This is a genomic window from Kineosporia corallincola, assembly GCF_018499875.1.
In the GTDB taxonomy this organism is placed as follows: domain Bacteria; phylum Actinomycetota; class Actinomycetes; order Actinomycetales; family Kineosporiaceae; genus Kineosporia; species Kineosporia corallincola.
On the sequence record NZ_JAHBAY010000013.1, the window covers coordinates 183879 to 210396 of the forward strand.

The following is a 26518-nucleotide window of genomic DNA, read 5'->3' on the forward strand; positions in this document are numbered from 1 at the left end:
GCACGGTTCACGGCCCGTGCGACGTCCACTGTTGTTGAAAATCAGCCGGTGATCGTGATGTACGGGGTGACGCCGGAGGAGTTGTCACCCTGGAAGTACAGGCGCCACTTGCGCTTGCCGATCTGCTTGGTGAACTTGAACGAGCCGTCCTTGGCCGCGTCCACCGTGCCGGCGTCCTGCCACTGACCGCGGGCGTTCACGAAGGAGACCCGGATGGTGTCGCCGGCGTAGGCGTTCCAGCGCTTCTTCGGGCTCTTGCCCCAGTTGACGCGCTCCAGCTTGCCGGTGATCTTGCGGCCGTACTTGATCTTCGTGACCTTCACGCCGGTCAGCCGGGTGGCGCGCTTCAGCCGCCAGGTGGCGTTGCAGGTGTCTTCCACGCCGTCACTGCGGCGGGTGCGCTCGACGGTGCCGACCTGGGCGCGGGCGTCGGAGTTCTTCAGCTTCTTCGGGTCCACCTTGACCGTGCTGTCGTCGCTGTCGACCGACAGGCCGATCCCCGGCAGTTCGTACGACCAGGTGGTGGCCGAGGGCACGGCGAAGTCGAGGGTCTTCGCCGTGGACGCGAACGTTGTTCCGCGGGGCCTCAGGTCGCAGTTCGGAACGGTCTGCGCCGAGGCGGAGGAGGCCGGGCCGAGAAGGGCCACGGGGGCGAGCAGAGCGGCGGCCGCGATGCCGACCGCGGTATTGCGCAGCGAGATCATGGCGCCGAGGGTAGAAGCCGGACAACCCGGACCGCAGGCGTTTCGGTAATCGTTCAGAACAAATTTCGCGGCCGGCCCGGGATCTGTCCGGACCGGCCGCGAAACGTTGCTGCTCAGGCCTGGATTCAGGCCTTCGGGATGCCCACCCGCACGTCGGGTGCGCCCAGGCGGGCGGCGTCGGCGGTCTGGTCGTCGAGCTGCTTCTGCGACTCGACCTCTGCCTTCACCCGCAGGGTGTAGTGCTCGATCTCCTTGGCCTTCTGCTCCGGGCCCCAGCCGAGCACCGGTGCCACCAGGTCGGCGACCTCCGCGGCGGCGTCGACACCACGGTCGCGCACCTCGATCGACAGCCGGGTCCGGCGGGCCAGGATGTCGTCCAGGTGCAGTGCCCCCTCGTGCGAGGCGGCGTAGACGATCTCGGCCTTCAGGTACTCCTCGCCGCCGGTCAGCGGCTCGCCCAGTTCCGGACGCTCGTCGATCAGCTCGAGCACCTGGGTGTACAGGCTGCCGTAGCGCTTGAGCAGGTGCTCCAGCACGTGCACCCGCAGGCCGGTGCGCTTGGCGATCTGGTGCCGGTTGTTCCAGGCCCCGTGGTAGCCGTCGGCCCCGATCAGCGGGATCTTCTCGGTGACCGACGGGGGGACGACGCGGTCCATGGCGTGCACCGCGTTGTCGACCGCGTCCTTACCCATGATCCGGTAGGTGGTGTACTTCCCACCCGCGATCACGGTCAGGCCGCGGACCGGGCTGGCCACCGCGTGCTCCCGGGAGAGTGTGCTGGTGGACTCGTCCTCGCCGGCCAGCAGAGGCCGCAGGCCGGCGTAGACGCCGACGACGTCCTCGCGGGTCAGCGGGTCGGCCAGCAGGGCGTTGGCGTGGTCCAGCAGGTAGTCGATGTCGTTCTGGCTGGCCGCCGGGTGGGCCAGGTCCAGGTCCCAGTCGGTGTCGGTCGTGCCGATCACCCAGTGACCGCCCCGGGGGATGATGAAGAGCAGGCTCTTCTCGGTGCGGTGGATGATGCCGGTCGCGCTGTTGATCCGGTTGCGCGGCACCAGGACGTGAACGCCCTTGGACGCGCGTACCCGGAACGAGCCACGGCCGCCGACCATCTCCTGGATCTCGTCGGTCCAGACCCCGGCCGCGTTGATCACGTGCTGGGCCCGGATCTCGAACTCCTTGCCGGACTCCAGATCACGGGCGACGACACCGACGACGCGGTCGTCCTCGCGCAGGAACCGTTCGACCCGGGTGCTGTTGGCGATCGCCGCACCGTAGGCCGCTGCCGTGCGGGAGATCATCATGGTGTGACGGGCGTCGTCCACCTGGCCCTCGTAGAACGAGATGGCGCCGCTGATCTGCGAGCGCTTGCCGGAGGGGAACGAGTCGGCCGCCTTGCTCCGGCGCATGTACCGCATGTGGTGCGGCACGCCCCGGCCCGAGCCCATGACGTCGTAGACGCCCATGCCCAGGGACACGTAGGCGTGGTCGAACGCCTTGGTCAGCGGATAGATGAACTCCACCGGGTGAACGAGGTGCGGGGCCAGGGTCTCCAGGTTGAGCGACCGCTCCTTCAGCGCCTCGAAGACGAGGGCGAAGTTGAACTGCTCCAGGTAGCGCAGGCCACCGTGGAACAGCTTGGTCGAACGGCTGGAGGTGCCCGCCGCGTAGTCCCGCATCTCGACCAGACCGGTGTTCAGACCCCGGGTGACGGCGTCGAGAGCCGCACCGGCCCCGACCACGCCACCCCCGATCACCAGGACATCGAGTTCCTCGCTCGCCAGCCGGGCCAGAGCGGCCTCACGGCCGGCCGGGCTGAACGGTTCCTGCGTGATACTCACTCCACGTCCACCCATCCCATCGTCCGGTCCACGGCCTTCTTCCAGCCCGCGTAACCGTTGGCGCGCTGCTCGTCGGACCACTCCGGCGTCCAGCGCTTCGACTCGTTCCAGTTCTGCCGCAGCTCGTCGGTGTTCTGCCAGAACCCGACGGCCAGGCCGGCCGCGTAGGCCGCACCCAGGGCCGTGGTCTCGGCGACCACCGGACGGCTCACGGGCACGTTGAGGATGTCCGCCTGGAGCTGCATGCACAGCTCGTTGGCGGTGACCCCACCGTCGACCTTGAGCACCTCGACGTGCACCCCGGAGTCGGCCTCCATCGCCTCGGAGACGTCGCGGCTCTGGTAGCAGATCGATTCCAGCGTGGCGCGTGCCAGGTGCGCATTGGTGTTGTACCGCGACATGCCGACGATCGCCCCTCGGGCGTCGCTGCGCCAGTAGGGCGCGAACAGGCCGGAGAAGGCCGGCACGAAGTACATGCCACCGGTGTCCTTGACCGAGCGCGCCAGGCTCTCGACCTCGGAGGCGCCGGAGATGATGCCCAGCTGGTCGCGCAGCCACTGCACGGCCGAGCCGGTGACCGCGATCGACCCTTCGAGGGCGTAGACCGGGGCGTTGTCGCCGAACTGGTAGCAGACCGTGCTCAGCAGGCCGTTTTTCGACCGGACCAGCTCGTTACCGGTGTTCAGCAGCAGGAAGTTGCCGGTGCCGTAGGTGTTCTTGGCCTCGCCGGCCGCGAAGCAGACCTGGCCCACCATGGCGGCCTGCTGGTCACCGAGGATGCCCGCGATCGGGACCCCGTTGAAGCCACCGGGGCTGACCACCTCGCCGTACCAGGACGGCTCCGACGACGGCCGGATCTGCGGCAGCATCTGGCGCGGGATGTTGAAGAACCCGAGCAGTTCGTCGTCCCAGTCCAGGGTCTCGAGGTTCATCAGCATCGTGCGGCTGGCGTTGGTCACGTCGGTGACGTGCTTGCCGCCGTTGACGCCGCCGGTCATGTTCCAGACCAGCCAGCTGTCGGTGTTGCCGAAGATCGCGTCGCCCTTCTCCGCGTCTTCACGCGCACCGGGGACGTTCTCGAGGATCCACTGGATCTTGCCGGCCGAGAAGTAGGTGGCCGGCGGGATTCCCGCCTTCTGCCGGATCACGTCGCCCTTGCCCTCGCGCTCCAGGGCGGAGGCGATGCGGTCGGTGCGGGTGTCCTGCCAGACGATCGCGTTGTAGTACGGGCGACCGGTCTTCTTGTTCCAGACCACCGTGGTCTCACGCTGGTTGGTGATGCCCAGCGCGGCCAGGTCGGAGGCCTGGAGACCGAGCCCGTTGAGGGTGTTGGTCATGACCGAGCGGGTGCGCTCCCAGATCTCCACCGGGCTGTGTTCCACCCAGCCCGCGTGGGGCATGATCTGCTCGTGCTCGAGCTGGTGCTTGCCGCGCTCGTTGCCCTCGTGGTCGAAGAGCATGAACCGGGTCGACGTGGTGCCCTGGTCGATCGCACCGACGAGATCTGCCATGACTTAGAGCTCCTTTGCCTGAGCGACGGCGGGGGCGGGGGGCATGAACCGCTGGAGACCGAACTTGTACAGAGCACCACCGACGAGCGCGCCGATGATCGGGCCGACGATCGGGACCCAGAAGAAGAAGTCACCGTTCTGATCTCGCATCGCCTGGCCGTAGCCGGTGATGAAGGACGCCAGACGCGGGCCGAAGTCACGGGCCGGGTTGATGGCGTAGCCGGCCAGGGAGCCCCAGGCCATGCCGATCGCGACGACCAGCAGGCCGACGATGAACGGCGCGAGGTTGGCCATCGGCGGCGCGTTGCGCACGTCGGAGAGCGCGAACAGGACGAAGACCAGGATGGCCGTGCCGATGATCTGGTCGCGCAGGGCGCCACCGGTGCCGATCGGCAGGTCGCCGTTGCCCGGCAGGGTGCTGAAGATGCCCTGGGTCTTGACCGTGTGGCCGGGGTCGACCATGGCGATCAGGTCGGTGTAGTTCCAGCGCACGACCAGAGCCGCCACGAAGGCACCCAGCGTCTGGGCCAGGGCGTAGGGGGCGACCTTTTTCCAGGGGAAGCCCTGGTAGGCGGCGAGTGCGATGGTCAGCGCCGGGTTCAGGTGGGCGCCGCTGATCTTGCCGGCGACGAAGGCACCCAGCATGACGCCGAAGCCCCAGGCCCAGGCGATGCTGTCGTGGTCGCCGATCCCGCCGGCCACGACCTGGGCCACGACACCGACACCGAAGAGGATCAGGACGAAGGTCCCGAAGAACTCTGCGGCCAGTTCACCCAGCAGGCTGGGGACCCGGGCGGTCGCGGACGGAAGTTCCGTGGCGGTCGGCGTTTCGGTTGCGGTCTTCTGACCGGTTTCGCTTGCCGTCTTTGGCATTGCGTCACCCTCATCTGATGAATGTTGCCCCGATGTTTCGGGTCCTTCGACGCTATGAAGACCCAGGCCAAGGCAACAACGCTCGTCCGTCGACATTGTCGAACATCCGTTGACCGGTCTAACTTGGCCGCATGCCCGGCTCGATCCAGTCCATCGAGCGTGCCGCCGCGATCCTCCGTCTGCTCGCCGCGGCTCCCTCGCCTCTGCGCCTGACGGAGATCAGTTCATCCATTCAGCTCTCCCGTGGAACGGTGCACGGCATCCTCAGAACCCTGGGTGACGTCGGCTTCGTGGACCAGGACCGGGTCACCGGCAGGTACCTGATCGGTGAGGGTCTGGCGGCCCTGGGCGGCAGGCACGTGGACCCGAACGAGCTGCGGGCGCGCTGCATGAACTGGGCCGACCCGCTGGCCGCGCGCAGTGGTGAGGCCGTTCGGGTGGCGGTGCTGGAGGGTGGCGACGCCCGCGTCGTCCACTATGTGTTCCGCCCGGACCATTCGTCCCAGAAGGGTGACGTGGGGGCGTTGCTCCCCGGCCACGCCACGGCGCTGGGCAAGGTGCTGCTGGCCTTTCACCCGGCCGCCGCGCAGACCCTGACCGACCCCACCCTGACCCGCTACACGCCCCGCACCATCACCTCGCGCAGCCTGCTGGTGGGGGAGCTGACCCAGATCCGGCGGCAGGGCTACGCGGTGGACCGCGGCGAACGGCAGCTCGACCTGGCCGGTCTGGCGGCCCCGCTGACCGGCCTGGGCGGTCTGGTGGTGGGCACGATCGGCATCCACGGTGCGGTGGACCGGATCTGCGACCCGGCCGGCGCACCCCGGCCGCGACTGCTCGCCCTGGTGCAGGAGTGCGCCCGCACCATCGGCCGCGAGCTGACGACATCGAGGACTTGATCGTGTGAAGCCACGTTTCGTGATGGCCATCGACCAGGGGACGACGAGCACCCGCTCGATCCTCTTCGACCACGGCGGTCAGCTGGTCGCCGTGGCCCAGCTGGAGCACCACCAGTACTACCCGAAACCCGGCTGGCTGGAACACGATGCGGCGGAGATCTGGCGCAACGTGGAGAAGGTGGTCAAGCGGGTGCTGAGCGACGTCGGCGCCACCGCCTCGGACATCGCCGCCGTCGGGATCGCGAATCAGCGCGAGACGATCGTGGTCTGGGAGAGGGCCACCGGAAAACCGGTGCGTCGCGCCATCGTCTGGCAGGACACCCGCACCGACGCGATGGTCGACGAGATGGCGCGCGCTCCCGGCGCCCGGAAGATCCCGCTGTTCAGCGGTCTTCCGCTGTCGTCGTACTTCAGCGCGCCGAAACTGCGCTGGATGCTGAACGAGACGCCGGGGCTGCGCGATCGGGCCGAGCGTGGCGAGGTGCTGGCGGGCACCATGGAGTCGTGGCTGATCTGGAACCTCACCGGCGGCCCGGACGGCGGCGTGCACGTCACCGACGTGACCAATGCCAGCCGCACCCTGCTGATGAACATCCGTGCACTGGAATGGGATCCGGAGCTTCTGGAGTTCTTCGGCATCCCGGCCGCGATCCTGCCGGACATCCGCGGCTCGCTGGAGACCTACGGCACGGGGCACGGCCCGCTCGCCGGGGTGCCGATCGCGGCGGCGCTGGGCGATCAGCAGGCAGCCCTGTTCGGGCAGACCTGCTTCTCCGCCGGCGAGGCCAAATGCACCTACGGCACAGGTAGTTTCCTGCTGCTGAACACCGGAACCGAGCTGGTCGCCTCGACACACGGACTGCTCACCACGGTGGCCTACCAGGTGGCCGGGGAGCCCGCGCACTACGCGCTGGAGGGCTCGATCGCGATCGCCGGCTCGCTGGTGCAGTGGTTCCGCGACGGGCTGGGCCTGATCTCCAGCGCGGCCGAGATCGAGACCCTGGCGCGCACGGTCGACGACAACGGCGGCTGCTACATCGTGCCCGCCTTCTACGGTCTGTTCGCGCCGCACTGGCGGCCCGAGGCCCGGGGCGTGATCGCGGGCCTGACCAGCTACATCACGAAGGGTCACCTGGCCCGGGCGGTGCTGGAGTCGACCGGCTGGCAGACCCGCGAGGTGCTGGACGCGATGAACGCCGACTCCTCGCTGCGGCTCAGGGCGCTGAAGGTGGACGGCGGGATGACCTCCGACAACCTGCTGATGCAGTTCGTCGCCGACGTGCTCGACGTGCCGGTGGTACGGCCGATGGTGGCCGAGACCGTCTCCCTCGGAGCGGGTTACGCGGCCGGGCTGGCCGTCGGCTACTGGTCCGACCTGGAGGGGCTGCGCCGCAACTGGCACCTGGCCGCCGAATGGGTGCCGCAGATGGAGGGCACGCGCCGCGAGTCCGAGTACCGGAACTGGACCTACGCGGTCGAACTCACGCTGGACTGGACCAACAAGGTGGGAGATGCCCGGCGGCCACCGCTCACCGCCTTCTAGTGCCGAACAACGCAGGACCGGCGTGTGAACTCTTGGCCACCACAGGGATCAGGGGTGGGTCAGGGGGATTCCTGAGAGGTTTCCGGAGTAGCGAATTGATACCGTTCCGGCGATCGGTGGCAACAATTCCGGGCTTGTCGGGGAGGGGAATCCCGAGGGTGGGGGCAGTAAGGTTAGGTCAGCCTGATCTGAGGTGATCAGGCGGCACCATCAGCCATGCAGTCAGCCAGGCGTTCGCGGGGCCCACGGGGGGACCCGCGCGGCGAAAACGGAGGCGCAGACCGGCTATGAGGCACTCATGACCATCATCACTTCGCGATTCGAGCGGCGGTCCGAGCGGCGTGCGGGGCGGGAAGACACGGAGTCTTCCGGCGGCACACGCAAACTCGGGGTCACCAGAAAACTCTCCACCCGCCGCAGCGACCGGCACCGTGGCGAACCCTGGCGGGACTGGGCCGCGATCGGCCTGCTCAACCACGGGCAGATGCTGCTGGTCGCGCTGATCGCACCGAGCTGGCCCTACCTGCTGCTGGCCGCCCTGCCGCTCAGCCTGACCTTCGCCACCGGCACCCTGACCATCCTGCACGACGCCGGTCACCACCGCTTCGCCCGCAAGGTCTGGCCCAACGTGTTCGCCACCCAGACCGCCATCCCGCTGGGCTTCTTCGTGCAGCACTGGACGCTGAAGCACCGGGTGCACCACCGGTCCTCGCAGGTGTTCCCGATCGACGAGCCCACCCGCAACACCACGGTGCGCATGCACCAGGGCATCGAGCGCAAGCCGATCCACCGCTACCAGCACCTCTATGCCTGGTTCCTCTACGCGTTCGCCTGGGTCGGCGAGCTGGACAGCCAGATCACCTACGTGCGCAAGGGCAACATCGTCGGCCTGGAGGTGCCCCCGTTCCGGGTGCGGCTGGGTCAGTGGCTGTTCGAGAAGGCTTTCTGGGCGGTCGTGATCGCGCCGTACGTGTACTTGCTGGGCGCGGGAAAGTTCGCGCTCTACTTCATGGTGGCGATGAGCCTGGGGGCCGTGCAGGCCGCCGTCGTGCTGGTGGTCGGGCACATCAACGAAGGCCTGTACGCGCCCAGCGAGCAGCCCGCACCCAAGGACTGGTCCCGGCATCTGGTCGCCACCACGGCGTCGTTCAACACCACCAGCCTGCCGATGCGCTGGCTCACCGGCGGCATGACCCATCACCTGGCCCACCACCTCAAGCCGGTGGCCCCGCGCTACCAGCTGCCGCAACTGCACGACACCGTCGTGGCCAAGGTGGTCAAGGCGTCCGGCCTGCCGCACGTCGAGTACCCCACCCTGACCGCGGCCACCGTCAGCCACTACCGACGGCTGAGAGAACTGGGGCAGACCGACGGCGGTCCGCCCGTGGTGACCGGCCCGACCGCCTCCTGAGCCGGGCCCGATCTTCGAGAGAGCCATGAGATGCACGTGACCGAACGGTGAACGCGCCCGCCATCCTGGTCGCGTTCCTGGACGCGATCGCCTTCGGCGCGTCCACCGCACTGATGCACCACAGCGCCTCCCGGGCCCCCGAGGGTCCGGGAGGCGCTGCCGGGCTGCTGCACCTGCTGCGGCACCTGGCCACCCAGCCCAAGTGGCTGGCCGGCATCGGCGCCAGTCTGGCCGGTCTGGGCCTGCACTCGGTGGCCCTGGCCCTGGGGTCGCTCGCGGTGGTGCAGCCGATCGTGGTCACCGGCCTGGTGTTCGCGTTCGTCTTCCGGGCGTTCCTCGACCGCCGGTGGCCCCGGCCCCGGCTGATGGCCTGGGTGGTGGTGGTCGCGGCCGGCATCGCCGTGTTCCTCGTCGGTGCGCACAGCAGCGAGAGCTCGCCCGACTTCAGTGCCACGTCGGCCCTGGTGTTCGTGGCGGTCGCGGGTCTGCTCGCGGCCGCGATCTGGTGGCTGGCGACCAAGACCGCCACCCAGCGGGCCGGGCTGCTGATGGGCGTCGCCGGCGGCCTGATCTTCGGCATGATCGCCTCGATGATCAAAGTGGTGACGTCGTCCGTCAGCGTCTGGGCGGCGCTGACCACCTGGCCGATCTATGCGCTCGCCGGGCTCGGTGCTGCCGGGTTCCTGAGCAATCAGTACGCCTACAACCGGGCGCCGCTGTCCAGCTCGCTGCCGGTGCTCAACGTGATCAACCCGGTCATCGCCGTCACCTTCGGCATCCTGGTGTTCAACGAGGCACCCAGCTCCGGGCCGGTGCTGCTGGTGCTGGAGGTGATCGGCCTGGTCATGGTGCTCACCGGGGTGGCGTTCCTGGCCCGGGAGGACGACGAGCGCGCGGGTGACGGCGACGTCCTCAGGAACGCGGCGCGTACATGATCACCGAGACCCCGAGCAGGCAGATCGCCGCCCCGGCCAGGTCGTAGCGGTCGGGGCGGTAGCCGTCCAGGGCGGCACCCCAGGCCAGCGACCCGACGATGAAGATCCCGCCGTAAGCGGCCAGGATGCGGCCGAATTCGGCGTCGGGCTGCAAGGTGGCCACCGCGCCGTAGAGGCCGAGGGCGACCACTCCGGCCCCCACCCACAGCCAGCCCCGGTGCTCGCGCAGTCCCTGCCAGACCAGCCAGGCCCCGCCGATCTCGGCGACCGCGGCCAGCACGAAGAGCAGCAGCGAGCGGGCGACGCTCATCGGGCGCCCCGACTGGGCGTGCCGGCCACGATCGAGCGGTCCGCCCGGGAAGACTCCGAGGCCAGCTCCGCCACGGCGTCCGTGAGCTCGTCCAGCACCTGCCGGGTGGTCTCGGCCAGGTTGTCCGGGGCGCCCGGCCGGGCCCAGCGGGCCATGGCCTCGTGCAGGGCCCGGCTCACCAGGTCGGCGGCGACTCCCGCGGCGGCGGCCGGAACACCGCGGGCGATCAGCGACTCCTCCAGCATCCGCGTCAGGTGCGCCCGCTTGAAGGCCGCTCGCTCCCGCAGGTCGTCGTGCGAGCCGATGACGGCCAGGATCCGGGCGGTCGGTTCCCGCCGCTCGTCGGGAAACATCTGCGCCACACTCACGACGGCCGCGGCGGCCGGCTCGAACGCACCCGCGCCGGCCGGGGCGGCGGCCACGGCCTCCCGCATCATCTGCTCCTGCTCGGCCTGACCGGCGAACAACACCTCACGCTTGTCGCTGAAGTGCCGGAAGAAGGTCATTTTCGACACCCCGGCCCGGGCCGCGATCTGCGCGACGGTGGTGCTCTCGTAACCGTCGGCGGCGAACAGCTCCACGGCCGCGTCGATCAGCTTGAGGCGTGTGTTCGGTTCCCAGCGGCCCATGCGGACAGCTTAGTGACGTGACTGAGTAACATCGCAGTGCTAGAGTCATGTTACTCGGTCACGTCAAGGAGGACGTCATGCGCGTATTCGTCACGGGAGCCAGCGGCCACATCGGCTCGGCGGTGCTGCCGGAGCTGATTGCCGGTGGGCACGAGGTTTTCGGGCTCGCCCGCTCGGACGCCGCGGAGAAGAAGGTGCGTGAGGCGGGGGCCGGTGTGCGGCGTGGCTCGCTCGACGACCTCGATCTGCTGCGCGAGGCGGCCGGTGAGGCGGACGCCGTGATCCATCTGGCCTTCGGTAACGAGCTGATGATGAGCGGCGACTTCGCCGGGGCCGTGGCGCAGGACCTGATTCACGTGAAGGCCCTGGGTGACGCCCTGATCGGCACCGGAAAGGGGTTGTTCGGCATCGGGATGCAGCGCGCGGCCGACGCGGCCTACAACGCCACGATCGACACCAACCCGCGCAGTCAGGTCACCCGGCTGATCGTGGACTACGCGCGGCAGGGCGTGCGGGCTGCCACCTTCGCCGTCCCGCCGGTCACCCACAGCGACCTGGACCGGCACGGATTCATCCCGATGCTGATCGGGATCGCCCGTCGCACAGGGGTTTCCGGATATCCCGGGGACGGCGCCAACACCTGGCCGGCCGCCCACACCCGGGACCTGGCCACGCTGTACCGGCTGGCCGTGGAGAAGGCGCCCGCCGGCGCGCAGCTGTACGCGGCCACCGAGGCCGGGGTGCCGCTACGGCAGATCGCCGAGGTGATCGGCCGGCGCCTGGGGTTGCCCACCGTGAGCATCCCGCAGGAGGAGGTGGACCGGCACTTCGCCGGATTCCCCTTCGTGCGCATCGATTTCACCATGCCCAACGATGAGACCCGGGAGCTGCTGGGCTGGAACCCGCAGCACCCGGGCCTGATCGCGGATCTGGAGCAGGGGCATTACTTCGCCTGAGCGTCCCCGGTCTAGCGGCCCTGCGCCTTCAGCATCTCCGCGAACGGGATCACCTGGGCGAAGGGATCTTTCGAACCGGTGGACGACGAGGGGCTGCCGGACACCAGCGCCGCCAGCTGACCCGCGGCGCGGGTGACCCGCCCGGCCAGTTCCCCGTCGCCCGTGGATGCCCAGTCCTCGCTGGCCGCGTACACCGCCGTCGGCACCACGACCGCCCGCAGGTAGCTGAACAGCGGCCGGACCGCGTGTTCCAGTGCCAGCGAGTGCCGGGCCGAACCACCGGTGGCGGCGATCAGCACCGGCTTGCCGTCGAGCGCGTCCGGGTCGAGCACGTCGAAGAACGACTTGAACAGGCCGCTGTACGACGCGCTGAAGATCGGGGTCACGGCGATCAGGGCATCGGCCGCGGTGACCGTGGCCACCGCGGCCGACAGCGCCGGCGGCGGGAAGCCGGTGAGCAGGTTGTTCGTGATGTCGTGCGCCAGGTCGCGCAGCTCCAGCACGGTCACCTCGACCGGCGTGCCGAGGGCGGAAACCACTGCGGTGCTGAGCTTGTCGGCCAACAGCCGGGTGGACGACGGCTGGCTCAGGCCGGCGCTGATCACGACCAGCGATGTCATGGACTACTCCCCGACGGTCACGAGAGGGGTGGACTCTTCTGCGGTCTTCGCGTCGTCCCTGCGCGCTTTGAGGGACGCGTGGGTCGGCGCGTCGGGCGTGCCCGGCGCGCGCCGGGCCGCGAACTCCTGACGCAGGGTGGGCAGGATCTCGCCGAGCAGGTCGAGCTGCTCCAGCACGGTCTTCAGCGGCAGGCCGGCGTGGTCGATCAGGAACAGCTGGCGCTGGTAGTCGCCCACGTAGTCGCGGAAACCGAGAGTGCGCTCGATGACCTGCTCCGGGCTGCCGACGGTCAGCGGGGTCTGCGAGGTGAAGTCCTCCATCGAGGGACCGTGCCCGTAGACCGGCGCGTTGTCGAAGTAGGGGCGGAACTCCTTCACCGCGTCCTGCGACTTCTTGCGCATGAAGAACTGCCCGCCCAGGCCGACGATGGCCTGCTCCGGCGTGCCGTGGCCGTAGTGCGCGAAGCGCTGCCGGTAGAACTGCACCATGCGGGCGCTGTGCTCGGCCGGCCAGAAGATGTGGTTGTGGAAGAAGCCGTCACCGTAATAGGCCGCCTGCTCGGCGATCTCGGGGCTGCGGATCGAGCCGTGCCAGACGAACGGCGGGATGCCGTCGAGCGGGCGCGGCGTGGAGGTGAAGCCCTTGAGCGGGGTGCGGAACTTGCCCTCCCAGTCGACCACGTCCTCGCGCCACAGCTGGTGCAGCAGCGAGTAGTTCTCGATCGCCAGCGGGATGCCCTGCCGGATGTCCTGGCCGAACCAGGGATAGACCGGGCCGGTGTTGCCGCGGCCCATCATCAGGTCGACGCGGCCGTCGGCGAGCTGCTGGAGCATCGCGTAGTCCTCGGCGATCTTCACCGGGTCGTTCGTGGTGATCAGCGTGGTGGAGGTGGACAGGATGATCTTCTCGGTGGTCGCCGCGATGTAGCCGAGCATCGTGGTGGGGGAGGAGGGCACGAACGGCGGGTTGTGGTGCTCGCCCGCCGCGAAGACGTCCAGACCCACCTCTTCGGCCTTCTGGGCGATGCGGACCATCGCCTTGATCCGCTCGCGTTCGGTCGGCTCCTGGCCCGTCGTGGGGTCCGGCGTGACGTCCCCGACCGAGAAAACTCCGAACTGCATCACGAACTCCCTGCTCAGGCTGGATGTCACCACTGCTGGTGACATCCTCTCCAATGGATCGTTGACTGAGCAACTACTTGGTGCCGTCAGTCATTCCCCGGTGCTTTCCGAGGCACGCCCGGTTCATGGCGGGCGCGTCGTGACCGGGTCGGCTAGCGTTCCTCGCCGTGCCCGGAGGCCGGTCCCCCCGAGGAGGGGGCCGGTTCGACCCGGGCGCGGTAGTGAACGGACGGACGTACAGATGGTGAACAAGGTCGAAGTGTGGAACTCCGATGCACGCACCAGTAGTTATCCAGACATGAGTGAGTCACGAACGGCTCCTGTCGTGCAGTCCCCGCGCGCCTGGACCGTGCGTCGTGCCCGGCTCGTCGACATCCCCGCCGTGTCCCGCATGCTCCGCGCACCGTCGCTGGCCGACTGGCCGCTGCCCGGTGGGGTCTCCGACGACGACCTGACCTCGGCCACCCGGCTGATGCTCACGCATGTCGGTCTGGAGCACGGCGAGTTCTGGGTGGCCGACGAGAACGACCAGGTCAGGGCCGCCGTGGTGCTGCTCCCGCCGGTGCTGCCACCGGGTGAGCTCGAAGGTGCCCTCAAGCTCCAGCTCGGCCTGGCGCCGGGTCAGCCCGACGACACCGACATCACCCAGCTGGCCGCCCTGGCCGGCGCTCCCGAGACGCACTGGCTGCTGATGCCGCTGCACCAGCCCGGTGACGACGACGTGCTGGCCGCCCTGCTCGACGCCGCCCTGCCGGCGGTCGACGAGACCGGCATGCCGGTCATGAGCCTCGAACAGGGCGTCCCGGCCGCCGCGATCCGCGCCGCCGGGTTCGGGCCGCTGGCCGCGCCCGGCCACTTCGCGGTCACCGCCTCGTTGCGCCCGGGGGCCCAGGCCCCCGACGACGCCGGGTCGCTCTTCGCCGTCAGCCTGTAGAAGTAGCCGCGCCCGCGTCGTCCTCCGGCAAAAATGGTGGACGACGCGGGCGCCGCCGCATGCGGCCGGATTCCTCCGGATCAGCGCGGGGAATCCGGATCAGCGCGGATTCCGCCGGATCAACGCGGGGGCATCCGGATGGCGCCGTCCATCCGCACCGTCTCGCCGTTGATGTAGTCGTGGTCGATCAGCATCAGGGCGAGCCTGGCGTACTCGTCCGGCCGGCCCAGCCGTTTCGGGAACGGCACCGCCTCGGCCAGCCCGGCCAGGTACTCCTCGGTGACGCCCGCCAGCATCGGGGTCTCGATCGTGCCCGGGGCGATGGTGTTCACCCGGATGCCGTACTGCGCCAGGTCACGGGCGGCCGGCAGGCACAGCCCGGCCACGCCACCCTTCGACGACGAGTACGCGGCCTGACCCACCTGCCCCTCGAAAGCGGCCACCGAGGCGGTGTTCACGATCACGCCGCGCTGACCGTCGGCGTCCGCCTCGGTCTGCGCGATCCGCTCGGCGGCGTAGGTCAGCACGGTGAAGGTGCCGACCAGGTTCACCTGGATCACCTTGGCGTAGAGCGCGATGTCGTGCCGCCCACGCTTGCCCAGAATCCTTGCCGCCACGCCGATCCCGGCACAGTTCACGACGCTGCGCAGGGGTGGGCCGGAAGAGGCGGCGACGGCCACGGCGGCCTCCACGGAGTCCGGGTCGGTGACGTCGACGGCCAGGTAGGTCACCCCCTCCACGGCGGGTGCCTTCTCCACCGCCGTCTCCAGGTCGAACCCGAAAACCCTGGCCCCGCCGGCCGCCAGAGCGGTCGCGGTGGCATGGCCCAGCCCCGAGGCCGCCCCGGTGACGACGGCCGCGGTGTTCGCGATCTGCATCAGGATCCTTCCGCTGTCCGGATGGTGCCCTTCTCTTCCCTGGCGAGGGACCGCCCGATCACCATCCGCTGGATCTGGTTGGTGCCCTCGAAGATCTGCATCACCTTCGCCTCGCGCATGTAGCGCTCCAGCGGGAAGTCCCGGGTGTAGCCGACCCCGCCCAGCACCTGTACGGCGTCGGTGGTCACCCGCATCGCGTTGTCGGTGGCCACCAGCTTGGCGATGGCGGCCTGCCGGGTGAACGGCAGACCGAGATCGCGGCGGCGGGCGGCGGAAAGGTAGGCGGCGCGCGAGGTCTCGACCGCTGCGGCCATGTCGGCGAGCAGGAAGCCCAGACCCTGGTGGTCGATGATGGCCCGGCCGAAGGTCTCGCGCTGCCGGGCGTAGGCCACCGCGGCGTCGAGGGCGGCCTGAGCCAGGCCGGTGGCCACCGCCGCGATGCCCAGCCGGCCGGAGTCCAGGCCGCGCAGGGCGATTCGCAGACCCTCGCCCTCGGCGCCGATGCGCCGTTCCACCGGCACCCGCACGTCGGTGAGCCGGATCGCGGTGGTGTGCGAGGCGGTCAGGCCCATCTTGCGCTCGGGCGGATCCGCCTCCAGGCCGGCGGTTTCCGCGGGCACCAGGAAGCAGGAGATGCCGTCACCGGTGCGGGCCATGATCTTGTAGAAGTCGGCGTGGCCGCCGTGGGTGGTCCACGCCTTCACGCCGTTGAGCAGGTAGTCGTCGCCCTGCCGAACGGCTTTCGTGCGCATCGCCGCCGGATCGGAACCGGCGTGCGGCTCGGACAGGCAGTAGGCGCCGAGCAGCTCGCCGCCGAACAGGCCGGGCAGCCACTGCTCTTGCTGCTGCGGGGTGCCGAACTCGGCCGGCCCGAAGCAGGACAGGACGTGCACGCTGACCCCGACGCCGACGCTGGCCCAGACGGTGGCGATCTCTTCGAGCACCTGGAGGTACACCTCGTAGGGCTGCTCGCCGCCGCCGTACCGCTCCGGGTAGGGCAGGCTCAGCAGGCCGGCCCGGCCGAGGATGCGGAAGGTGTCGCGGGGAAAGGTCTCGTGCGCCTCGTGGGCGTCGACCAGCGGTGCCAGCTCTCGCTGGGCGAGCTGCCGGGTGAGGACGATGAGGTCTGCGGCCTCGGCGGTCGGCACGACACGATCCGCTGGCACGGCACCTCCCCACTGAAGCGACGGCTCCCAGTATGCCGCTTCAGTGGGTTCAGGTCACTGCTTGAGGACGACGAACAGACCGGGACTAACCGACCTTGGCGACCTGGAGCTCCGGGTTGTGCACACGGGTGGTGGACGCCGGGAACTCGGTCAGCTTCTCCGCAGTCCGGATCGGGCGGGAGACCAGGTTGCCCTTGTCGTTCGGACACGCATTGTCAGCGAAGGACGCAGCGCAGTCGGTGCACCAGGTGCACTCGAAGGAGCAGATCCAGACGTCCGGCGAGTCGGTCGCCAGATCCTGGTCGCAGGATTCGCAGTTAGGCCGCAGCTCAAGCATGATCGGACGCTAACACGCTCCAGGACACGGATTTTCGGCCCCGATAATGCTCTCTTTACGTAGTCCCGTGATCACGGCCGGGTTTCGGGTCATTAGGGTCAGATCGACGCGTGCGTGGCACTCTTCGTGCCGGTGGTGCGGCGGAGGGTCGCGGCCGGAACTGAAAGAATTCTGAACTCACGCAAAGTAGTTCTGGTTTCAGAGGGTGAGCACTGTCCCCTTCGTCGTGATCATGCGATTCATCCCCTCGGAGACGAACCGCATGATCACGGAGGAGGGGTCAGAAGGCCTCGGCCAGGGCCTTCGAGAAGGCCGGGAGGTCGTCGGGCCGGCGGCTGGTGATCAGCGGGCCCGGGCCCTTCGTGTCGACCACGACCTCCTGGTCCACCCACTGCGCCCCGGCGTTGCCCAGGTCGGTGCGCAGGCTCGGCCAGGAGGTCAGGGTGCGGCCGCGCACGGCGTCGGCCTCGATCAGCGTCCAGGGGGCGTGGCAGATCGCGGCGACCGGCTTGCCGGCGTCGAGGAAGGCCTTCACGAACGTCACGGCCTGCGGGTTGGTGCGCAGGGCGTCGGGGTTGGCCACGCCGCCGGGCAGCACCAGGCCGTCGTAGTCCTCCACCCCGGCCCGGTCGACGGACAGGTCGGCGTCGAAGGTGTCGGCCTTGTCCAGGTGGTTGAAGCCCTGCACGGTCGGGCTGTCGCTGCCGACCACCAGCACCGGCCGGCCGCCCTCCTTCTGCACGGCCTGCCAGGGATCGGTGAGCTCGATCTGCTCCACGCCCTCGTCGGCGACCAGGAAGGCGATCTTCTTTCCGGAAAGTGACACAGTGAAACTCCTTACCGCGTGTGTCCTGAGGTCACGAGTTAGAGACTGCTGCTGGGGCGACGGTTGCGCAGGCCGAGATGCGCGCGAGGATGACGGGTATGACTGACCAGGTGGTGGATCTGCTGGTGATCGGCGGGGGCCCGGCGGGGCTCGGCGCCGTGCGCGCCTACCGGGAGGAGGGGGGCAAGGGCCGGGTGGTCGTGCTCTCCGCCGACCCGGACTCGCCCTACGACCGTCCGCCGCTGACGAAGGACTTCCTCCGGGGCGACAAGCCGGAGGACGAGCTCGGCCTGCTCGAGGAGGGGGAGCTGGCGAGCCTGGAGGTCACCTGGGCCCATGACCGGGCGGTGGCGGTGGACACCGCGGCGAAGCGGGTGGACACCCGTGACGGCTCCGGATTCACCTACACCTCGCTGGTTTTCGCCACCGGGTCGAACCCCGTCGACCTGCCGGTGCCGGGCGGCGACGAGAGCTCGCTGCTGCGCCTGCGCACCCTGGAAGACGGTCGCCGGCTGAAACAGGCCGTGGCGGGCGCGAAAACGGTCGCGGTGATCGGCTCCGGCTTCATCGGTTGCGAGGCGGCCTCGTCGCTGCGCCGGCTCGGGCTCGACGTGGTGCTGGTGACCAGTGACTACGCGCCGCAGGAGGCCCGGCTGGGCGAGGACGCCGCGGCCCGGATCGCGGGCTGGCTGACCGGCGACGGCATCCGGCTGGTCACCGACGCCACCGTGACGGCCCTCGAGAGCACCGGTGCGGGTTTCACCGTGCGGATCGAGGGCAAGGACGACGTGAGCGCCGACCAGGTGCTGGTCGCCGCCGGGGTGCGGCCGGCCACCGAGCTCGCCGCCGCGGCCGGCCTGGAGCTGGAGGACGGCCGCATCGTGGTGGACTCGCACATGCGGGCGAGCGCGGACGGGGTGTTCGCCGCCGGTGACGTCGCCTACGCCCTCAACACCACTGCGGCCCGCCACCTCTCGGTCGAGCACTGGTTCGACGCCGAGGTGATGGGCAAGATCGCCGGGCGCACCGCCGCCGGCAGCCAGGACGCGGAATGGACCGACCCGCCCGGGTTCTGGAGCCAGATCGGTGACCGTTGGCTGAAGCACGCGGCCTGGGGCGACGGGTACCTGGAGGCCCTGTTCGAGGAGGGCGACGGCGAGGCCTTCACCGTCTGGTACGAGGACGAGAACGGCACCTGTGTCGGCGTCCTCACCCATCTGGCGGACGAGAACTACGACAAGGCGTTCGATCTGCTCAGCTGAGGACGACCCGAAAAAGAAGGGCCCCGGCGCCAACCCGCCGGGGCCCTTCTCTCACGAGGGATGATCAGTCGAGCAGCTCGCGGCTGATCCGGACCATGTCCTCACGCTCGACCACCTTGATGCGCTCACGGCTGTGCGGCTCGCCGAGCTTCACCTCGTGCGCGTCCAGCAGGTCCCAGCCCGCCCAGGTGGTGTAGTTGACGCCCCGCAGTTCCAGGTGCGTGGTGATGTCGATGCCGCTCGGCGCCGGGGCGTCGGGCGAAACCTCTTTCAGGATGTGCGAAACCGTCTCGCTGGCGTCGCTCTTGGTGTGACCGATCAGGCCGACCGGGCCACGCTTGATCCAGCCGGTGCAGTACAGGCCCTCGACCTGGTTGCCGTCGACGTCGAGCACCCGGCCGCCGTCGTTGCTGATCACGTGACGCGAGTCGTCGAACGGGATGCCGGGCAGCGAGGAGCTGCGGTAACCGACGGCGCGGTAGACGGCCTGCACCGGCCAGTCGGTGAACTCGCCGGTGCCGCGCACCGATCCGTCACCGGTGAGCTCCATGTGCTCGGTGCGCAGGCCCACCACCTTGCCGTCCTCGCCCTGGATCTCGACCGGGGCCTCGAGGAAGTGGATGTGCAGGCGGTGGATCTTGCCCGTCGGGTCCTTGCCGACCCAGGCGTTCAGGGTCTTCATGACCTGCTTGACGTGCTTGTCCTCGTTCGCGGCGCGCATCGAGGCCTCGTCGAACTCGAAGCCCTCGGGGTGCACGACCACGTCGACGTTGGGGGAGTGCGCCAGTTCGCGCAACTCCAGCGGCGAGAACTTGACCTGCACCGGACCGCGCCGGGCGAACACGTGGACGTCGGTGGCCTGATTGGCCTTCAGCCCCTGGTAGACGTTCTCCGGGATCTCGGTGACCAGCATCTCGTCGGCGGTCTTGGAGAGCACCCGGGCCACGTCGAGCGCCACGTTGCCGGCGCCCAGCACGGCCACGCTCTGCGCGGTCAGCGGCCACTCGCGCGGCACGTCCGGGTGGCCGTCGTACCAGGAGACGAAGTCGGCGGCACCGTAGCTGCCGTCGAGGTCGACGCCCGGGATGTCGAGGTCGCGGTCGGCGAAGGCACCGGTGGCGAAGATGACGGCGTCGTAGTGCGACCGCAGGTCTTCGAGCTGGATGTCGGTGCCGTAGTTGACGTTGCCGATGAAGCGGATGTTGTCGTGGTCCAGCACCCGGCGCAGGGCCTTGATGATCTCTTTGATGCGCGGGTGGTCGGGGGCCACGCCGTAACGGACCAGACCGTACGGGGCGGGAAGTCGCTCGATCACGTCGATCTCGACGGGGACCTCGGACTTGGTCAGGATGTCTGCGGCGTAGATGCCCGCGGGGCCCGCACCGATCACCCCGATGCGCAGCGGACGGGGGGATGAAGTCTGCTCAGTCATGGTTAGGTCACCCTAACCTTGATCCTATAGGAAATGGCAACATGAGAATCGTCACGTATTTTGTATCCAATGCGTAACGAGGCCGGATCCTTCGAGGTTTTCGTCGTCCACACGCCCTTGATCGGCGCTTCGGCCGACATCTGACGGAAAGTTACCGGGCTGAAACCGTCTGCCTATTTTCGCAGGTGAATGTCCGCTATCGTCGGCGCTCCGCCGGTCCCACCGGCCCCTCCCGCACCTTGGATGAAGCAGCAGGAGCGAGCGCATGAACCGGAAGCCGGCCGGTCGGGCCGTCGTTGTCACCGTCCTTCTCACCACGGCCCTGGCCGCCTGTGGAAAGAGTGAGAGTGCGGGCAGTGTGCAGGTGGCCGGTGGCGGTGTGACCACGGTGCGCTGGATCTACGACTGGACGCCGACCTCGGCGGACCTGCCCGTGCTGAAGGGACTGGCGGAGGGCTGGTTCGAGGAGGCCGGGGTGAAGGTCGCCACCACCCCCGGCGGTGCGATCGACCAGCTGGAGTCGGTCGGCGCCGGGAACCACGACATGACCGTCGGCGGCGGCGTCGAGCTCCTGGTCGACCAGGCCCGCGGTCTGCCGGTGAAGTCGGTCGGGCTGGTGCAGCCGGTGGCCCTGGGCGGTCTGGTCTGCAACCCCGACTCGGGGGTCAAGGACGGGGTACCGAAGACGCTGCTGGACCGGAAGCTGGCCACCGCGAGCTCCGACGCCGACGACGTGGTCTGGCAGATCTGGCGCGACCGGAACCAGCTCACCGGCAAGGTCACCGAGGTCTCCGCCGAGGCCGGGCCGGATCTGCTGTATCAGGGCGTCGTCGACTGCTTCCCGGACTTCCTCACCCTGGCCCCGCTGGAGGCGGAGAAGGAGTTCGGCGAGGCGCCGGTGCTCGTGCCGTACTCGAAGGAGCTCGGCGTGATCGGCCAGGTGCTCGACGTCAACACCGACTTCGCCCAGAAGAACCCTCAGGCGGTGCGGGCTTTCGTGGACGTCTACGCGCGCGGCATGGAGTGGGCCGCGAGTCACCAGGCCGACGCCGTGAAGCTGATGAAGAAGACCTACCCGGACATCGACGAGAAAATCACGGCCCAGGAACTGAAGTCGCTGGCCGGGTACTGGGCCGGCGGCTTCCAGCGGAAGAACGGCTACCTGAGCATGAACGACCACTCCTGGGCGGCGACGGTGGACGTGTTGCTCAAGGGCCGGGCGATCGACGAGGCGCCGGAGATGAGCTCGGTGTACACGACCGAGTACCTACCGTCGACGCCTTACCTGCCCTGAGCTCCGCCCGGATAACGAAATGCGGATCTGGCCGGATTCTCGGCGGGTCGAACAACCCTCGGGCGACGGGGGTGGCACGGCGGAAAACCGCACTCCCTCAAGCACAAGGGCGGTCATGTCCTATGAGTGACTTGAGTGTCAGCTGAGACTTATGCGCGCTTTGATGGGTCGCGCCGTACTTTGTTGGGCCCGGGCGCGGGCCGGCGCCCGCACCTCGTCGTGAACGGACTGCCGCATGCCTCATGTCGTCGTCATCAACCCGACCAGCTCGGCGGAGATCACCGCGGGAATCCAGGCGTCGCTGGACCAGACGGCCCAGCTGTGGGGTGTCACCGCCACCGCCGTCACCTCGTACGGCGGGCCCCGGGTGATCGAGTCGGACGACGACGCCCGGGTCGCGCTCAACCCGATGCTGGCCACCGCGGGGCAGCACCGGGCCGACGCCTACGTGGTGGGCTGTTTCTCCGACGTCGGGGTGGACGAGCTGCGGGCCGCCGCCCCGGTGCCGGTGATCGGGATCGCCGAGGCCGCGCTGCTCTCGGCCATGGCCCACTCCCGGCGCATCGGTGTGGTGAGCACCCTGCCGATGGCGACCTTCCGGCACGAGCTGTACTGGGCCCGGCTGGGGGTGAGCGGCCGGGTGGTCGCCGACCTGGCGATCGGGCGCGGCTCGCTGGACCTGAACGGGCGTGACGCCGCGAACGCCGTGCTCACGGCCGCCCGGGAACTCACCGGGCGGCGGGGGGCCGAGGCGGTCATCCTGGGCAGCGCCGGGCTGGCCCATCTGCGGGACCCGCTGGCCGACGAGCTCGGGGTGCCGGTGATCGAGCCGTGTGCCGCCGGGCTGGCGATGGCTGCCCAGGCCCTGGCCGACTTCCCGCGGCTGACGCGCACCCCCGCCGCACCACCCGCGCCCGCGGCGCTGCCGGCCGCGGAGCCGCAGTATGCGCCGAGCTACTCCCAGGACTACGGGTCCCAGGGGTACGGGTCGCAGGGGTACGGGTCGCAGGGGTACGGGCAGGAGCCCGCCCGTGAGTACGGGTCCGGCACGCCGGGGCACGGCACGCCCGGCTACAGCACGCCCGGTTACGGCACCCCGGGACACGGCCGGCCGCAGTACGGTTCGCGGCAGGTCCACCAGTGAGCCGGTGACGCCTGCCGCGATCTGGCACAGGGCCGGTGGGTACGGTCGGGGGAACGCGGATCGGCGCTGGAGGAGAGAACCATGGGTGGATACCTGGTCGCGGCGGCCACATCGGGCCTCGGGCACGCGATCGCCCGGCAGCTGGTGCTGGCGGGGCACGACGTGTCGATCTGCGGGCGCACCGCCGAGCGCGTCGAGAAGGCGGTCACGGCGCTGAACGAGGGCGGGGTCAACGGCACCGCCACCGGCCGCCCCGTCGACCTGACCGACGGCGCCGCGGTGACCGGCTGGGTGCGCGACGCGGCCTCCCGGTTCGACGGCCTCAACGGCGTGGTGATCAACACCGGCGGCCCGCCGGCCAAGGGCTTCGACGAAACCGATGACGACGACTGGCAGCTAGGGTTCGACCTGCTCCTGCGCCCGGCGGTGCGGCTGGCCCGGGCGGCCCGGCCGCACCTGATCAAGGGGGAGAGCAGCCTGCTGTTCTGCACCTCCAGCCAGGTGCGGGAACCGTCCGACGACCTGATCCTGTCCAGCGTGTTCCGCTCCGGCGTGGCCGCCCTGGCCAAGTCGCTGAGCAAGAGCTGGGCACCGGAGGTGCGGGTGAACCAGCTGATCCCCGGCCGGATCGCGACCGCCCGGGTGGAACAGCTCGACAGCGGCCGGTCGGAGCGCTCCGGGCTGTCGGTCGACCAGATCAGGCAGGAGTGGGGCACGAAGATCCCGGCGGGCCGCTACGGCGAGCCGGACGAGTTCGCCGCCGCCGCGGTGTTCCTGCTCTCGCCCGCGGCCTCGTACGTGACCGGGGTGAGCCTCCAGGTCGACGGCGGGCTGATGACGGGCATCTGATCATGCCGACGCCGCTGATGTCCTTCACCGTGGACGGCGACCGGCAGGCCCCACCGCTCGTGCTGGGGCCCTCGATCGGCACCTCGGGGCGGGTCTGGTCACCACAGATCCCCGGCCTGGTGCAGGACTTCCGGGTGATCCGCTTCGACCTGCCGGGCCACTTCGGCGAGCCCGCCGAGAAGGGGCCCTACACGGTGGCCGGGCTGGCCGAGGGGCTGCTGCGCGGTCTCGACGGGCTGGGCGTGGACACCTTCGACTACTGCGGCCTCTCGATGGGCGGGGCGCTGGGGCAGCAGCTCGCGATCGACCACCCGGACCGGGTGAACCGGCTCGTGCTGGTCTGCACCTCGGCCACTTTCGGCGACAGCCCCCGGCCCTGGCTGGACCGGGCGGACCGGGTGCGGGCCGAGGGCACCGGTTTCCTGCCCGACCTGGCCCGGGGCCGCTGGTTCGCGCCCGACGTGCCGGTGCCGCCGCTGGGCCGGGAACTGCTCCAGGCCCAGACCGCCCTGGACCCGGAGGGGTACGCGGCCTGCTGCGAGGCCCTGGCCGCGTTCGACTCCCGCGCGGAGCTGGGCCGGGTGCGCTGCCCCACCCGGGTGGTGGCCGGGGCCGACGACCTGGCCACGCCGGTCGCGTCGGCGCAGGAGCTGGCCGCCGGCATCCCGGGCGCCGACCTGGTGGTGGTGCCGCAGGCCGCGCACCTGGCCCCGGTCGACCAGCCCGCCGCCGTGCTCCAGGCGATCCGGCGGCACCTGTTCCGCTGACGTTTCGGGGTTCTCGGGGTACCTGTGAACGTTCGGTTGAAAGTTCGGTGGACGTTCGGCGCGCCTTCTGCCGGGCGGTTCGGGGACGTCAGGGGAAGGGCGGGTGAACAGCGGGGTGAACGGCGCCTGAGCGCGCGGTGTCACCCCGGTGAGCGCCAGGTGTCGTGAGTGACTACAGTCGGGCGCCGACACCGGAGGTGCACGGATGCGGCTCAGACTGACGCCGAGAGACACGACGATCATCGACCTGCTGGTCCAGGCCGGGAACGCGCTGGTCACCGGCGCGGATCTGCTGGAGGCCGTGATCATGTCAGGCCCGGAGGACCGGGCCGACCGGCTGGTCAAGGTGCGCGACGCCGAGCACGCGAGCGACGACATCGTGCATGCCACCATGCGCAAGCTGAACAGCACCTTCGTCACGCCCTTCGACCGCGAGGACATCTACGCCCTGGCCTCGGCGCTGGACGACGTCATGGACAACATGGAGGCGGCCGCGGACATGGTGGTGCTGGCCAACCCGTCCCGGCTGCCCGACGGCGTGGAGACCCAGCTCTCGGTGCTGCGTGAACAGGCCGCGATCACCGCGGCGGCGCTGCCCGGCCTGCACACCATGAAGGGCCTGGAGGAGTACTGGGTCGAGATCAACCGGCTGGAGAACGATGCCGACGAGGTCTACCGCGACATGCTGGCCGAGCTCTTCTCCGGCGCCTACGAGCCGCTGGAACTGCTCAAGGTGCGCGAGGTGATCGACGCCCTGGAAGACGCCGCGGACGCCTTCGAGCTGGTCTCGCACCACGTCGAGACGATCGCGGTCAAGGAGTCCTGAGAACGTGTCGCTGACCCTGACCCTGGTGGTCCTGGTCGTGGCCGTTGCCCTGGTCTTCGACTACACCAACGGTTTTCACGACGCCGCCAACGCGATCGCCACGGCCGTCTCCACCCGGGCCCTGACCCCGCGCACCGCCCTGCTGATGGCCGCCGTCTTCAACGTCGTCGGCGCCCTGCTGGGCCACGGCGTGGCCGAGACCGTGGGCAGCGGCATCATCAGTCCCCCGGACGGCCACGAGGGCCTGCTCATCGTGTTCTCCGGACTGGCCGGCGCGATCACCTGGAACCTGTTCACCTGGGCGCTGGGGCTGCCCTCCTCGTCGTCCCACGCCCTGATCGGTGGGCTCGCGGGGGCCGCGGTGGTGGTCTCCTCGCCGGTGCACTGGTCGGTGATCCTCGACAAGGTCGTCATCCCGATGGTGCTGTCGCCACTGGTCGGGTTCGCCCTGGCGTTCGTGGCGATGGTCGGCGTGCTGTGGCTGTTCCGCCGGGCCCGGCCGACCCCGGTGACCCGCGGCTTCCGCACCGCCCAAATCGCCTCCGCCGCGGCGATGTCGCTCGGGCACGGCCTCCAGGACGCGCAGAAGACGATGGGCGTGATGACGCTCGCGCTGATCGCCGGCGGCTACCACAGCGGCACCGGGATCCCGCTGTGGGTCACGCTCTCGGCCGCCGCGGCGATCAGCCTGGGCACCGCGTCGGGCGGCTGGCGGATCATGCGCACCCTCGGGCGCGGCGTGATCGAGCTCGACCCGGCCCGCGGTTTCGTGGCCGAGACGGTGGCGTCGTCGGTGCTCTACACCACGGCCTACGCCTTCCACGCCCCGATCTCCACCACGCACACCATCACCGCCGCGATCATGGGCGTGGGTGCGACCAAGCGCCGCTCGGCGGTGCGCTGGGGCGTGGCCGGCGACATCCTCACCGCCTGGGTGCTGACGCTGCCGGCCGCGGCCCTGGTCGCCGGGTTGCTCAGTCTTCTTCTTCACCCTCTGGCGTGACCTCGCCCAGCCTGGCCGTGGTGGCGTCGTCCTCCTCACCGTCGAAGAACTTCGACAGCACCGCCCGGAAGGTCTCCTGCTCGGGGTCGGCGTAGGCGAAAAGCGTCATCGAAGAACGCAGTTTCGCCGCGTCGATCTCGCCGAGCACGCCGGTGGCGGTCCGGCCGCTCAGGCCCAGCAGGATGGTCGCGCACTCCACCAGCCGCGGCCCGAGCACCGGATGGGCCAGGTAGGTGCGGGCCTCGGGCAGGCCGCTGATCGCGTACCGCACCGAGGTCGGGCTGAGCCCGAGCCCGGCGACCTGCGGAAACACGAACCACATCCAGTGGCTCGTCTTCGCCCCGGCGCGCAGCTCCCGCACGGCCTGGTCGTAGGTGCCGCCGGAGTCCTGGGCCTCGACGAATCTGGCGAGGTCGAAAGGGTCGTCGCTCATGGGGCCCGAGCTTAGG

The 26518-nt window shown here is 69.7% G+C and carries 27 protein-coding genes; 13 read left to right on the forward strand and 14 right to left on the reverse strand.

What is annotated here, in order from left to right; genetic code table 11:
* Positions 1-41: 41 nt before the first annotated feature.
* The 4 genes from KIH74_RS27545 to KIH74_RS27560 form a co-directional block, all read right to left on the reverse strand.
* Positions 42-704, reverse strand: a complete 663-nt coding sequence (locus KIH74_RS27545) for a hypothetical protein (RefSeq protein WP_214159266.1) — start codon at positions 702-704, stop codon at positions 42-44.
* A 125-nt stretch (positions 705-829) separates the two neighbouring features.
* Positions 830-2536 carry a glycerol-3-phosphate dehydrogenase/oxidase gene (locus KIH74_RS27550; protein WP_372492136.1) on the reverse strand — a complete coding sequence of 569 codons (1707 nt, stop codon included), beginning with the start codon at positions 2534-2536 and terminating at the stop codon, positions 830-832.
* Between the two features lie 2 nt (positions 2537-2538).
* Complete coding sequence (gene glpK, locus KIH74_RS27555) at positions 2539-4053, reverse strand: glycerol kinase GlpK (RefSeq protein ID WP_214159268.1); 1515 nt, start codon at positions 4051-4053, stop codon at positions 2539-2541.
* 3 nt (positions 4054-4056) lie between these two features.
* Complete coding sequence (locus KIH74_RS27560) at positions 4057-4926, reverse strand: MIP/aquaporin family protein (RefSeq protein ID WP_214159269.1); 870 nt, start codon at positions 4924-4926, stop codon at positions 4057-4059.
* A 131-nt stretch (positions 4927-5057) separates the two neighbouring features.
* Here KIH74_RS27560 and KIH74_RS27565 point away from each other — a divergent pair, with 131 nt between their 5' ends.
* From KIH74_RS27565 to KIH74_RS27580, 4 genes are all read left to right on the forward strand, one after another.
* The gene (locus KIH74_RS27565; protein ID WP_214159270.1) at positions 5058-5825 is read left to right on the forward strand and encodes an IclR family transcriptional regulator; all 768 of its coding nucleotides are present in this window, start codon (positions 5058-5060) and stop codon (positions 5823-5825) included.
* A 4-nt stretch (positions 5826-5829) separates the two neighbouring features.
* Positions 5830-7368, forward strand: a complete 1539-nt coding sequence (gene glpK, locus KIH74_RS27570; protein ID WP_308114021.1) for a glycerol kinase GlpK — start codon at positions 5830-5832, stop codon at positions 7366-7368.
* 298 nt (positions 7369-7666) lie between these two features.
* A complete protein-coding gene (locus tag KIH74_RS27575; RefSeq protein WP_214159271.1) occupies positions 7667-8779 on the forward strand; it encodes a fatty acid desaturase family protein in 1113 nt (370 codons plus the stop codon).
* Between the two features lie 47 nt (positions 8780-8826).
* Positions 8827-9714: a DMT family transporter gene (locus tag KIH74_RS27580; RefSeq protein WP_214159272.1), complete on the forward strand. Its 888-nt coding sequence runs from the start codon at positions 8827-8829 to the stop codon at positions 9712-9714.
* On the opposite strand, the gene KIH74_RS27585 is transcribed toward KIH74_RS27580, so the two are convergent.
* Together KIH74_RS27585 and KIH74_RS27590 are read right to left on the reverse strand one after the other, a co-directional pair.
* On the reverse strand, positions 9692-10024 hold the full coding sequence (locus KIH74_RS27585; protein WP_214159273.1) for a YnfA family protein: 333 nt from the start codon (positions 10022-10024) through the stop codon (positions 9692-9694). The two genes, KIH74_RS27580 and KIH74_RS27585, sit on opposite strands and share 23 nt — an antisense overlap.
* Positions 10021-10653 carry a TetR/AcrR family transcriptional regulator gene (locus KIH74_RS27590; RefSeq protein WP_214159274.1) on the reverse strand — a complete coding sequence of 211 codons (633 nt, stop codon included), beginning with the start codon at positions 10651-10653 and terminating at the stop codon, positions 10021-10023. Before KIH74_RS27590 ends, KIH74_RS27585 begins: the two co-directional genes overlap by 4 nt.
* A 77-nt stretch (positions 10654-10730) precedes the next feature.
* Between KIH74_RS27590 and KIH74_RS27595 the strand changes: the two genes are divergently transcribed.
* Entirely contained in the window at positions 10731-11609 is an 879-nt protein-coding gene (locus tag KIH74_RS27595; protein WP_214159275.1) for an SDR family oxidoreductase, read from the forward strand.
* A gap of 11 nt (positions 11610-11620) precedes the next feature.
* Here the strand turns inward: KIH74_RS27595 and KIH74_RS27600 are convergent, their stop codons facing one another.
* Both KIH74_RS27600 and KIH74_RS27605 read right to left on the reverse strand, forming a co-directional pair.
* Positions 11621-12229 (reverse strand): FMN reductase, encoded by a 609-nt coding sequence (locus tag KIH74_RS27600; RefSeq protein ID WP_214159276.1) that lies wholly within the window; start codon positions 12227-12229, stop codon positions 11621-11623.
* A gap of 3 nt (positions 12230-12232) precedes the next feature.
* On the reverse strand, positions 12233-13351 hold the full coding sequence (locus KIH74_RS27605) for an LLM class flavin-dependent oxidoreductase (RefSeq protein ID WP_214159277.1): 1119 nt from the start codon (positions 13349-13351) through the stop codon (positions 12233-12235).
* 298 nt (positions 13352-13649) lie between these two features.
* Between KIH74_RS27605 and KIH74_RS27610 the strand changes: the two genes are divergently transcribed.
* Positions 13650-14285 (forward strand): hypothetical protein, encoded by a 636-nt coding sequence (locus KIH74_RS27610; protein WP_214159278.1) that lies wholly within the window; start codon positions 13650-13652, stop codon positions 14283-14285.
* A gap of 119 nt (positions 14286-14404) precedes the next feature.
* Here the strand turns inward: KIH74_RS27610 and KIH74_RS27615 are convergent, their stop codons facing one another.
* From KIH74_RS27615 to KIH74_RS27630, 4 genes are all read right to left on the reverse strand, one after another.
* On the reverse strand, positions 14405-15163 hold the full coding sequence (locus tag KIH74_RS27615; protein ID WP_214159279.1) for an SDR family oxidoreductase: 759 nt from the start codon (positions 15161-15163) through the stop codon (positions 14405-14407).
* Positions 15163-16329: an acyl-CoA dehydrogenase family protein gene (locus tag KIH74_RS27620; protein ID WP_214159280.1), complete on the reverse strand. Its 1167-nt coding sequence runs from the start codon at positions 16327-16329 to the stop codon at positions 15163-15165. The genes KIH74_RS27615 and KIH74_RS27620 overlap by 1 nt, the downstream gene beginning before the upstream one ends.
* Before the next feature lie 85 nt (positions 16330-16414).
* Positions 16415-16666 (reverse strand): DUF1272 domain-containing protein, encoded by a 252-nt coding sequence (locus KIH74_RS27625; RefSeq protein WP_214159281.1) that lies wholly within the window; start codon positions 16664-16666, stop codon positions 16415-16417.
* A 280-nt stretch (positions 16667-16946) separates the two neighbouring features.
* The gene (locus KIH74_RS27630; protein WP_214159282.1) at positions 16947-17492 is read right to left on the reverse strand and encodes a type 1 glutamine amidotransferase domain-containing protein; all 546 of its coding nucleotides are present in this window, start codon (positions 17490-17492) and stop codon (positions 16947-16949) included.
* A 98-nt stretch (positions 17493-17590) separates the two neighbouring features.
* On the opposite strand from KIH74_RS27630, the gene KIH74_RS27635 reads away from it, so the two are divergent.
* Entirely contained in the window at positions 17591-18754 is a 1164-nt protein-coding gene (locus KIH74_RS27635; protein ID WP_214159283.1) for an NAD(P)/FAD-dependent oxidoreductase, read from the forward strand.
* Positions 18755-18818: 64 nt separating this feature from the next.
* Here the strand turns inward: KIH74_RS27635 and KIH74_RS27640 are convergent, their stop codons facing one another.
* Entirely contained in the window at positions 18819-20186 is a 1368-nt protein-coding gene (locus KIH74_RS27640) for an FAD-dependent oxidoreductase (protein WP_214159284.1), read from the reverse strand.
* A gap of 265 nt (positions 20187-20451) precedes the next feature.
* Here KIH74_RS27640 and KIH74_RS27645 point away from each other — a divergent pair, with 265 nt between their 5' ends.
* The 6 genes from KIH74_RS27645 to KIH74_RS27670 all read left to right on the forward strand — a co-directional run bounded on the left by KIH74_RS27645 (position 20452) and on the right by KIH74_RS27670 (position 26069).
* On the forward strand, positions 20452-21480 hold the full coding sequence (locus KIH74_RS27645; RefSeq protein WP_214159285.1) for an ABC transporter substrate-binding protein: 1029 nt from the start codon (positions 20452-20454) through the stop codon (positions 21478-21480).
* Positions 21481-21715: 235 nt separating this feature from the next.
* Positions 21716-22624, forward strand: coding sequence for an aspartate/glutamate racemase family protein (locus KIH74_RS27650; protein ID WP_214159286.1), 909 nt, complete (start codon positions 21716-21718; stop codon positions 22622-22624).
* Positions 22625-22705: 81 nt separating this feature from the next.
* Positions 22706-23473 (forward strand): SDR family oxidoreductase, encoded by a 768-nt coding sequence (locus KIH74_RS27655; protein WP_214159287.1) that lies wholly within the window; start codon positions 22706-22708, stop codon positions 23471-23473.
* A 2-nt stretch (positions 23474-23475) separates the two neighbouring features.
* Complete coding sequence (locus KIH74_RS38055) at positions 23476-24240, forward strand: alpha/beta fold hydrolase (RefSeq protein ID WP_214159288.1); 765 nt, start codon at positions 23476-23478, stop codon at positions 24238-24240.
* 205 nt (positions 24241-24445) lie between these two features.
* Positions 24446-25066, forward strand: coding sequence for a DUF47 domain-containing protein (locus tag KIH74_RS27665; RefSeq protein WP_214159289.1), 621 nt, complete (start codon positions 24446-24448; stop codon positions 25064-25066).
* A 10-nt stretch (positions 25067-25076) separates the two neighbouring features.
* Positions 25077-26069, forward strand: coding sequence for an inorganic phosphate transporter (locus tag KIH74_RS27670; protein ID WP_246573250.1), 993 nt, complete (start codon positions 25077-25079; stop codon positions 26067-26069).
* On the opposite strand, the gene KIH74_RS27675 is transcribed toward KIH74_RS27670, so the two are convergent.
* Positions 26041-26502: a DUF1810 domain-containing protein gene (locus KIH74_RS27675; protein WP_214159291.1), complete on the reverse strand. Its 462-nt coding sequence runs from the start codon at positions 26500-26502 to the stop codon at positions 26041-26043. The two genes, KIH74_RS27670 and KIH74_RS27675, sit on opposite strands and share 29 nt — an antisense overlap.
* Positions 26503-26518: the final 16 nt, after the last annotated feature.

Bases quoted from the DNA above. Each gene is read 5' to 3' on its own strand.
- KIH74_RS27545 (WP_214159266.1), bottom strand. From the start codon at position 704: ATGATCTCGCTGCGCAATACCGCGGTCGGCATCGCGGCCGCCGCTCTG.
- KIH74_RS27675 (WP_214159291.1), bottom strand. From the start codon at position 26,502: ATGAGCGACGACCCTTTCGACCTCGCCAGATTCGTCGAGGCCCAGGAC.
- KIH74_RS27635 (WP_214159283.1), top strand. From the start codon at position 17,591: ATGACTGACCAGGTGGTGGATCTGCTGGTGATCGGCGGGGGCCCGGCG.
- KIH74_RS27605 (WP_214159277.1), bottom strand. From the start codon at position 13,351: ATGCAGTTCGGAGTTTTCTCGGTCGGGGACGTCACGCCGGACCCCACG.
- KIH74_RS27600 (WP_214159276.1), bottom strand. From the start codon at position 12,229: ATGACATCGCTGGTCGTGATCAGCGCCGGCCTGAGCCAGCCGTCGTCC.
- KIH74_RS27665 (WP_214159289.1), top strand. From the start codon at position 24,446: ATGCGGCTCAGACTGACGCCGAGAGACACGACGATCATCGACCTGCTG.
- KIH74_RS27575 (WP_214159271.1), top strand. From the start codon at position 7,667: ATGACCATCATCACTTCGCGATTCGAGCGGCGGTCCGAGCGGCGTGCG.
- KIH74_RS38055 (WP_214159288.1), top strand. From the start codon at position 23,476: ATGCCGACGCCGCTGATGTCCTTCACCGTGGACGGCGACCGGCAGGCC.
- KIH74_RS27560 (WP_214159269.1), bottom strand. From the start codon at position 4,926: ATGCCAAAGACGGCAAGCGAAACCGGTCAGAAGACCGCAACCGAAACG.
- KIH74_RS27625 (WP_214159281.1), bottom strand. From the start codon at position 16,666: ATGCTTGAGCTGCGGCCTAACTGCGAATCCTGCGACCAGGATCTGGCG.
- KIH74_RS27650 (WP_214159286.1), top strand. From the start codon at position 21,716: ATGCCTCATGTCGTCGTCATCAACCCGACCAGCTCGGCGGAGATCACC.
- KIH74_RS27615 (WP_214159279.1), bottom strand. From the start codon at position 15,163: ATGCAGATCGCGAACACCGCGGCCGTCGTCACCGGGGCGGCCTCGGGG.
- KIH74_RS27610 (WP_214159278.1), top strand. From the start codon at position 13,650: ATGAGTGAGTCACGAACGGCTCCTGTCGTGCAGTCCCCGCGCGCCTGG.
- KIH74_RS27595 (WP_214159275.1), top strand. From the start codon at position 10,731: ATGCGCGTATTCGTCACGGGAGCCAGCGGCCACATCGGCTCGGCGGTG.
- KIH74_RS27565 (WP_214159270.1), top strand. From the start codon at position 5,058: ATGCCCGGCTCGATCCAGTCCATCGAGCGTGCCGCCGCGATCCTCCGT.
- KIH74_RS27640 (WP_214159284.1), bottom strand. From the start codon at position 20,186: ATGACTGAGCAGACTTCATCCCCCCGTCCGCTGCGCATCGGGGTGATC.
- glpK (WP_214159268.1), bottom strand. From the start codon at position 4,053: ATGGCAGATCTCGTCGGTGCGATCGACCAGGGCACCACGTCGACCCGG.
- KIH74_RS27590 (WP_214159274.1), bottom strand. From the start codon at position 10,653: ATGGGCCGCTGGGAACCGAACACACGCCTCAAGCTGATCGACGCGGCC.
- KIH74_RS27645 (WP_214159285.1), top strand. From the start codon at position 20,452: ATGAACCGGAAGCCGGCCGGTCGGGCCGTCGTTGTCACCGTCCTTCTC.
- KIH74_RS27655 (WP_214159287.1), top strand. From the start codon at position 22,706: ATGGGTGGATACCTGGTCGCGGCGGCCACATCGGGCCTCGGGCACGCG.
- KIH74_RS27585 (WP_214159273.1), bottom strand. From the start codon at position 10,024: ATGAGCGTCGCCCGCTCGCTGCTGCTCTTCGTGCTGGCCGCGGTCGCC.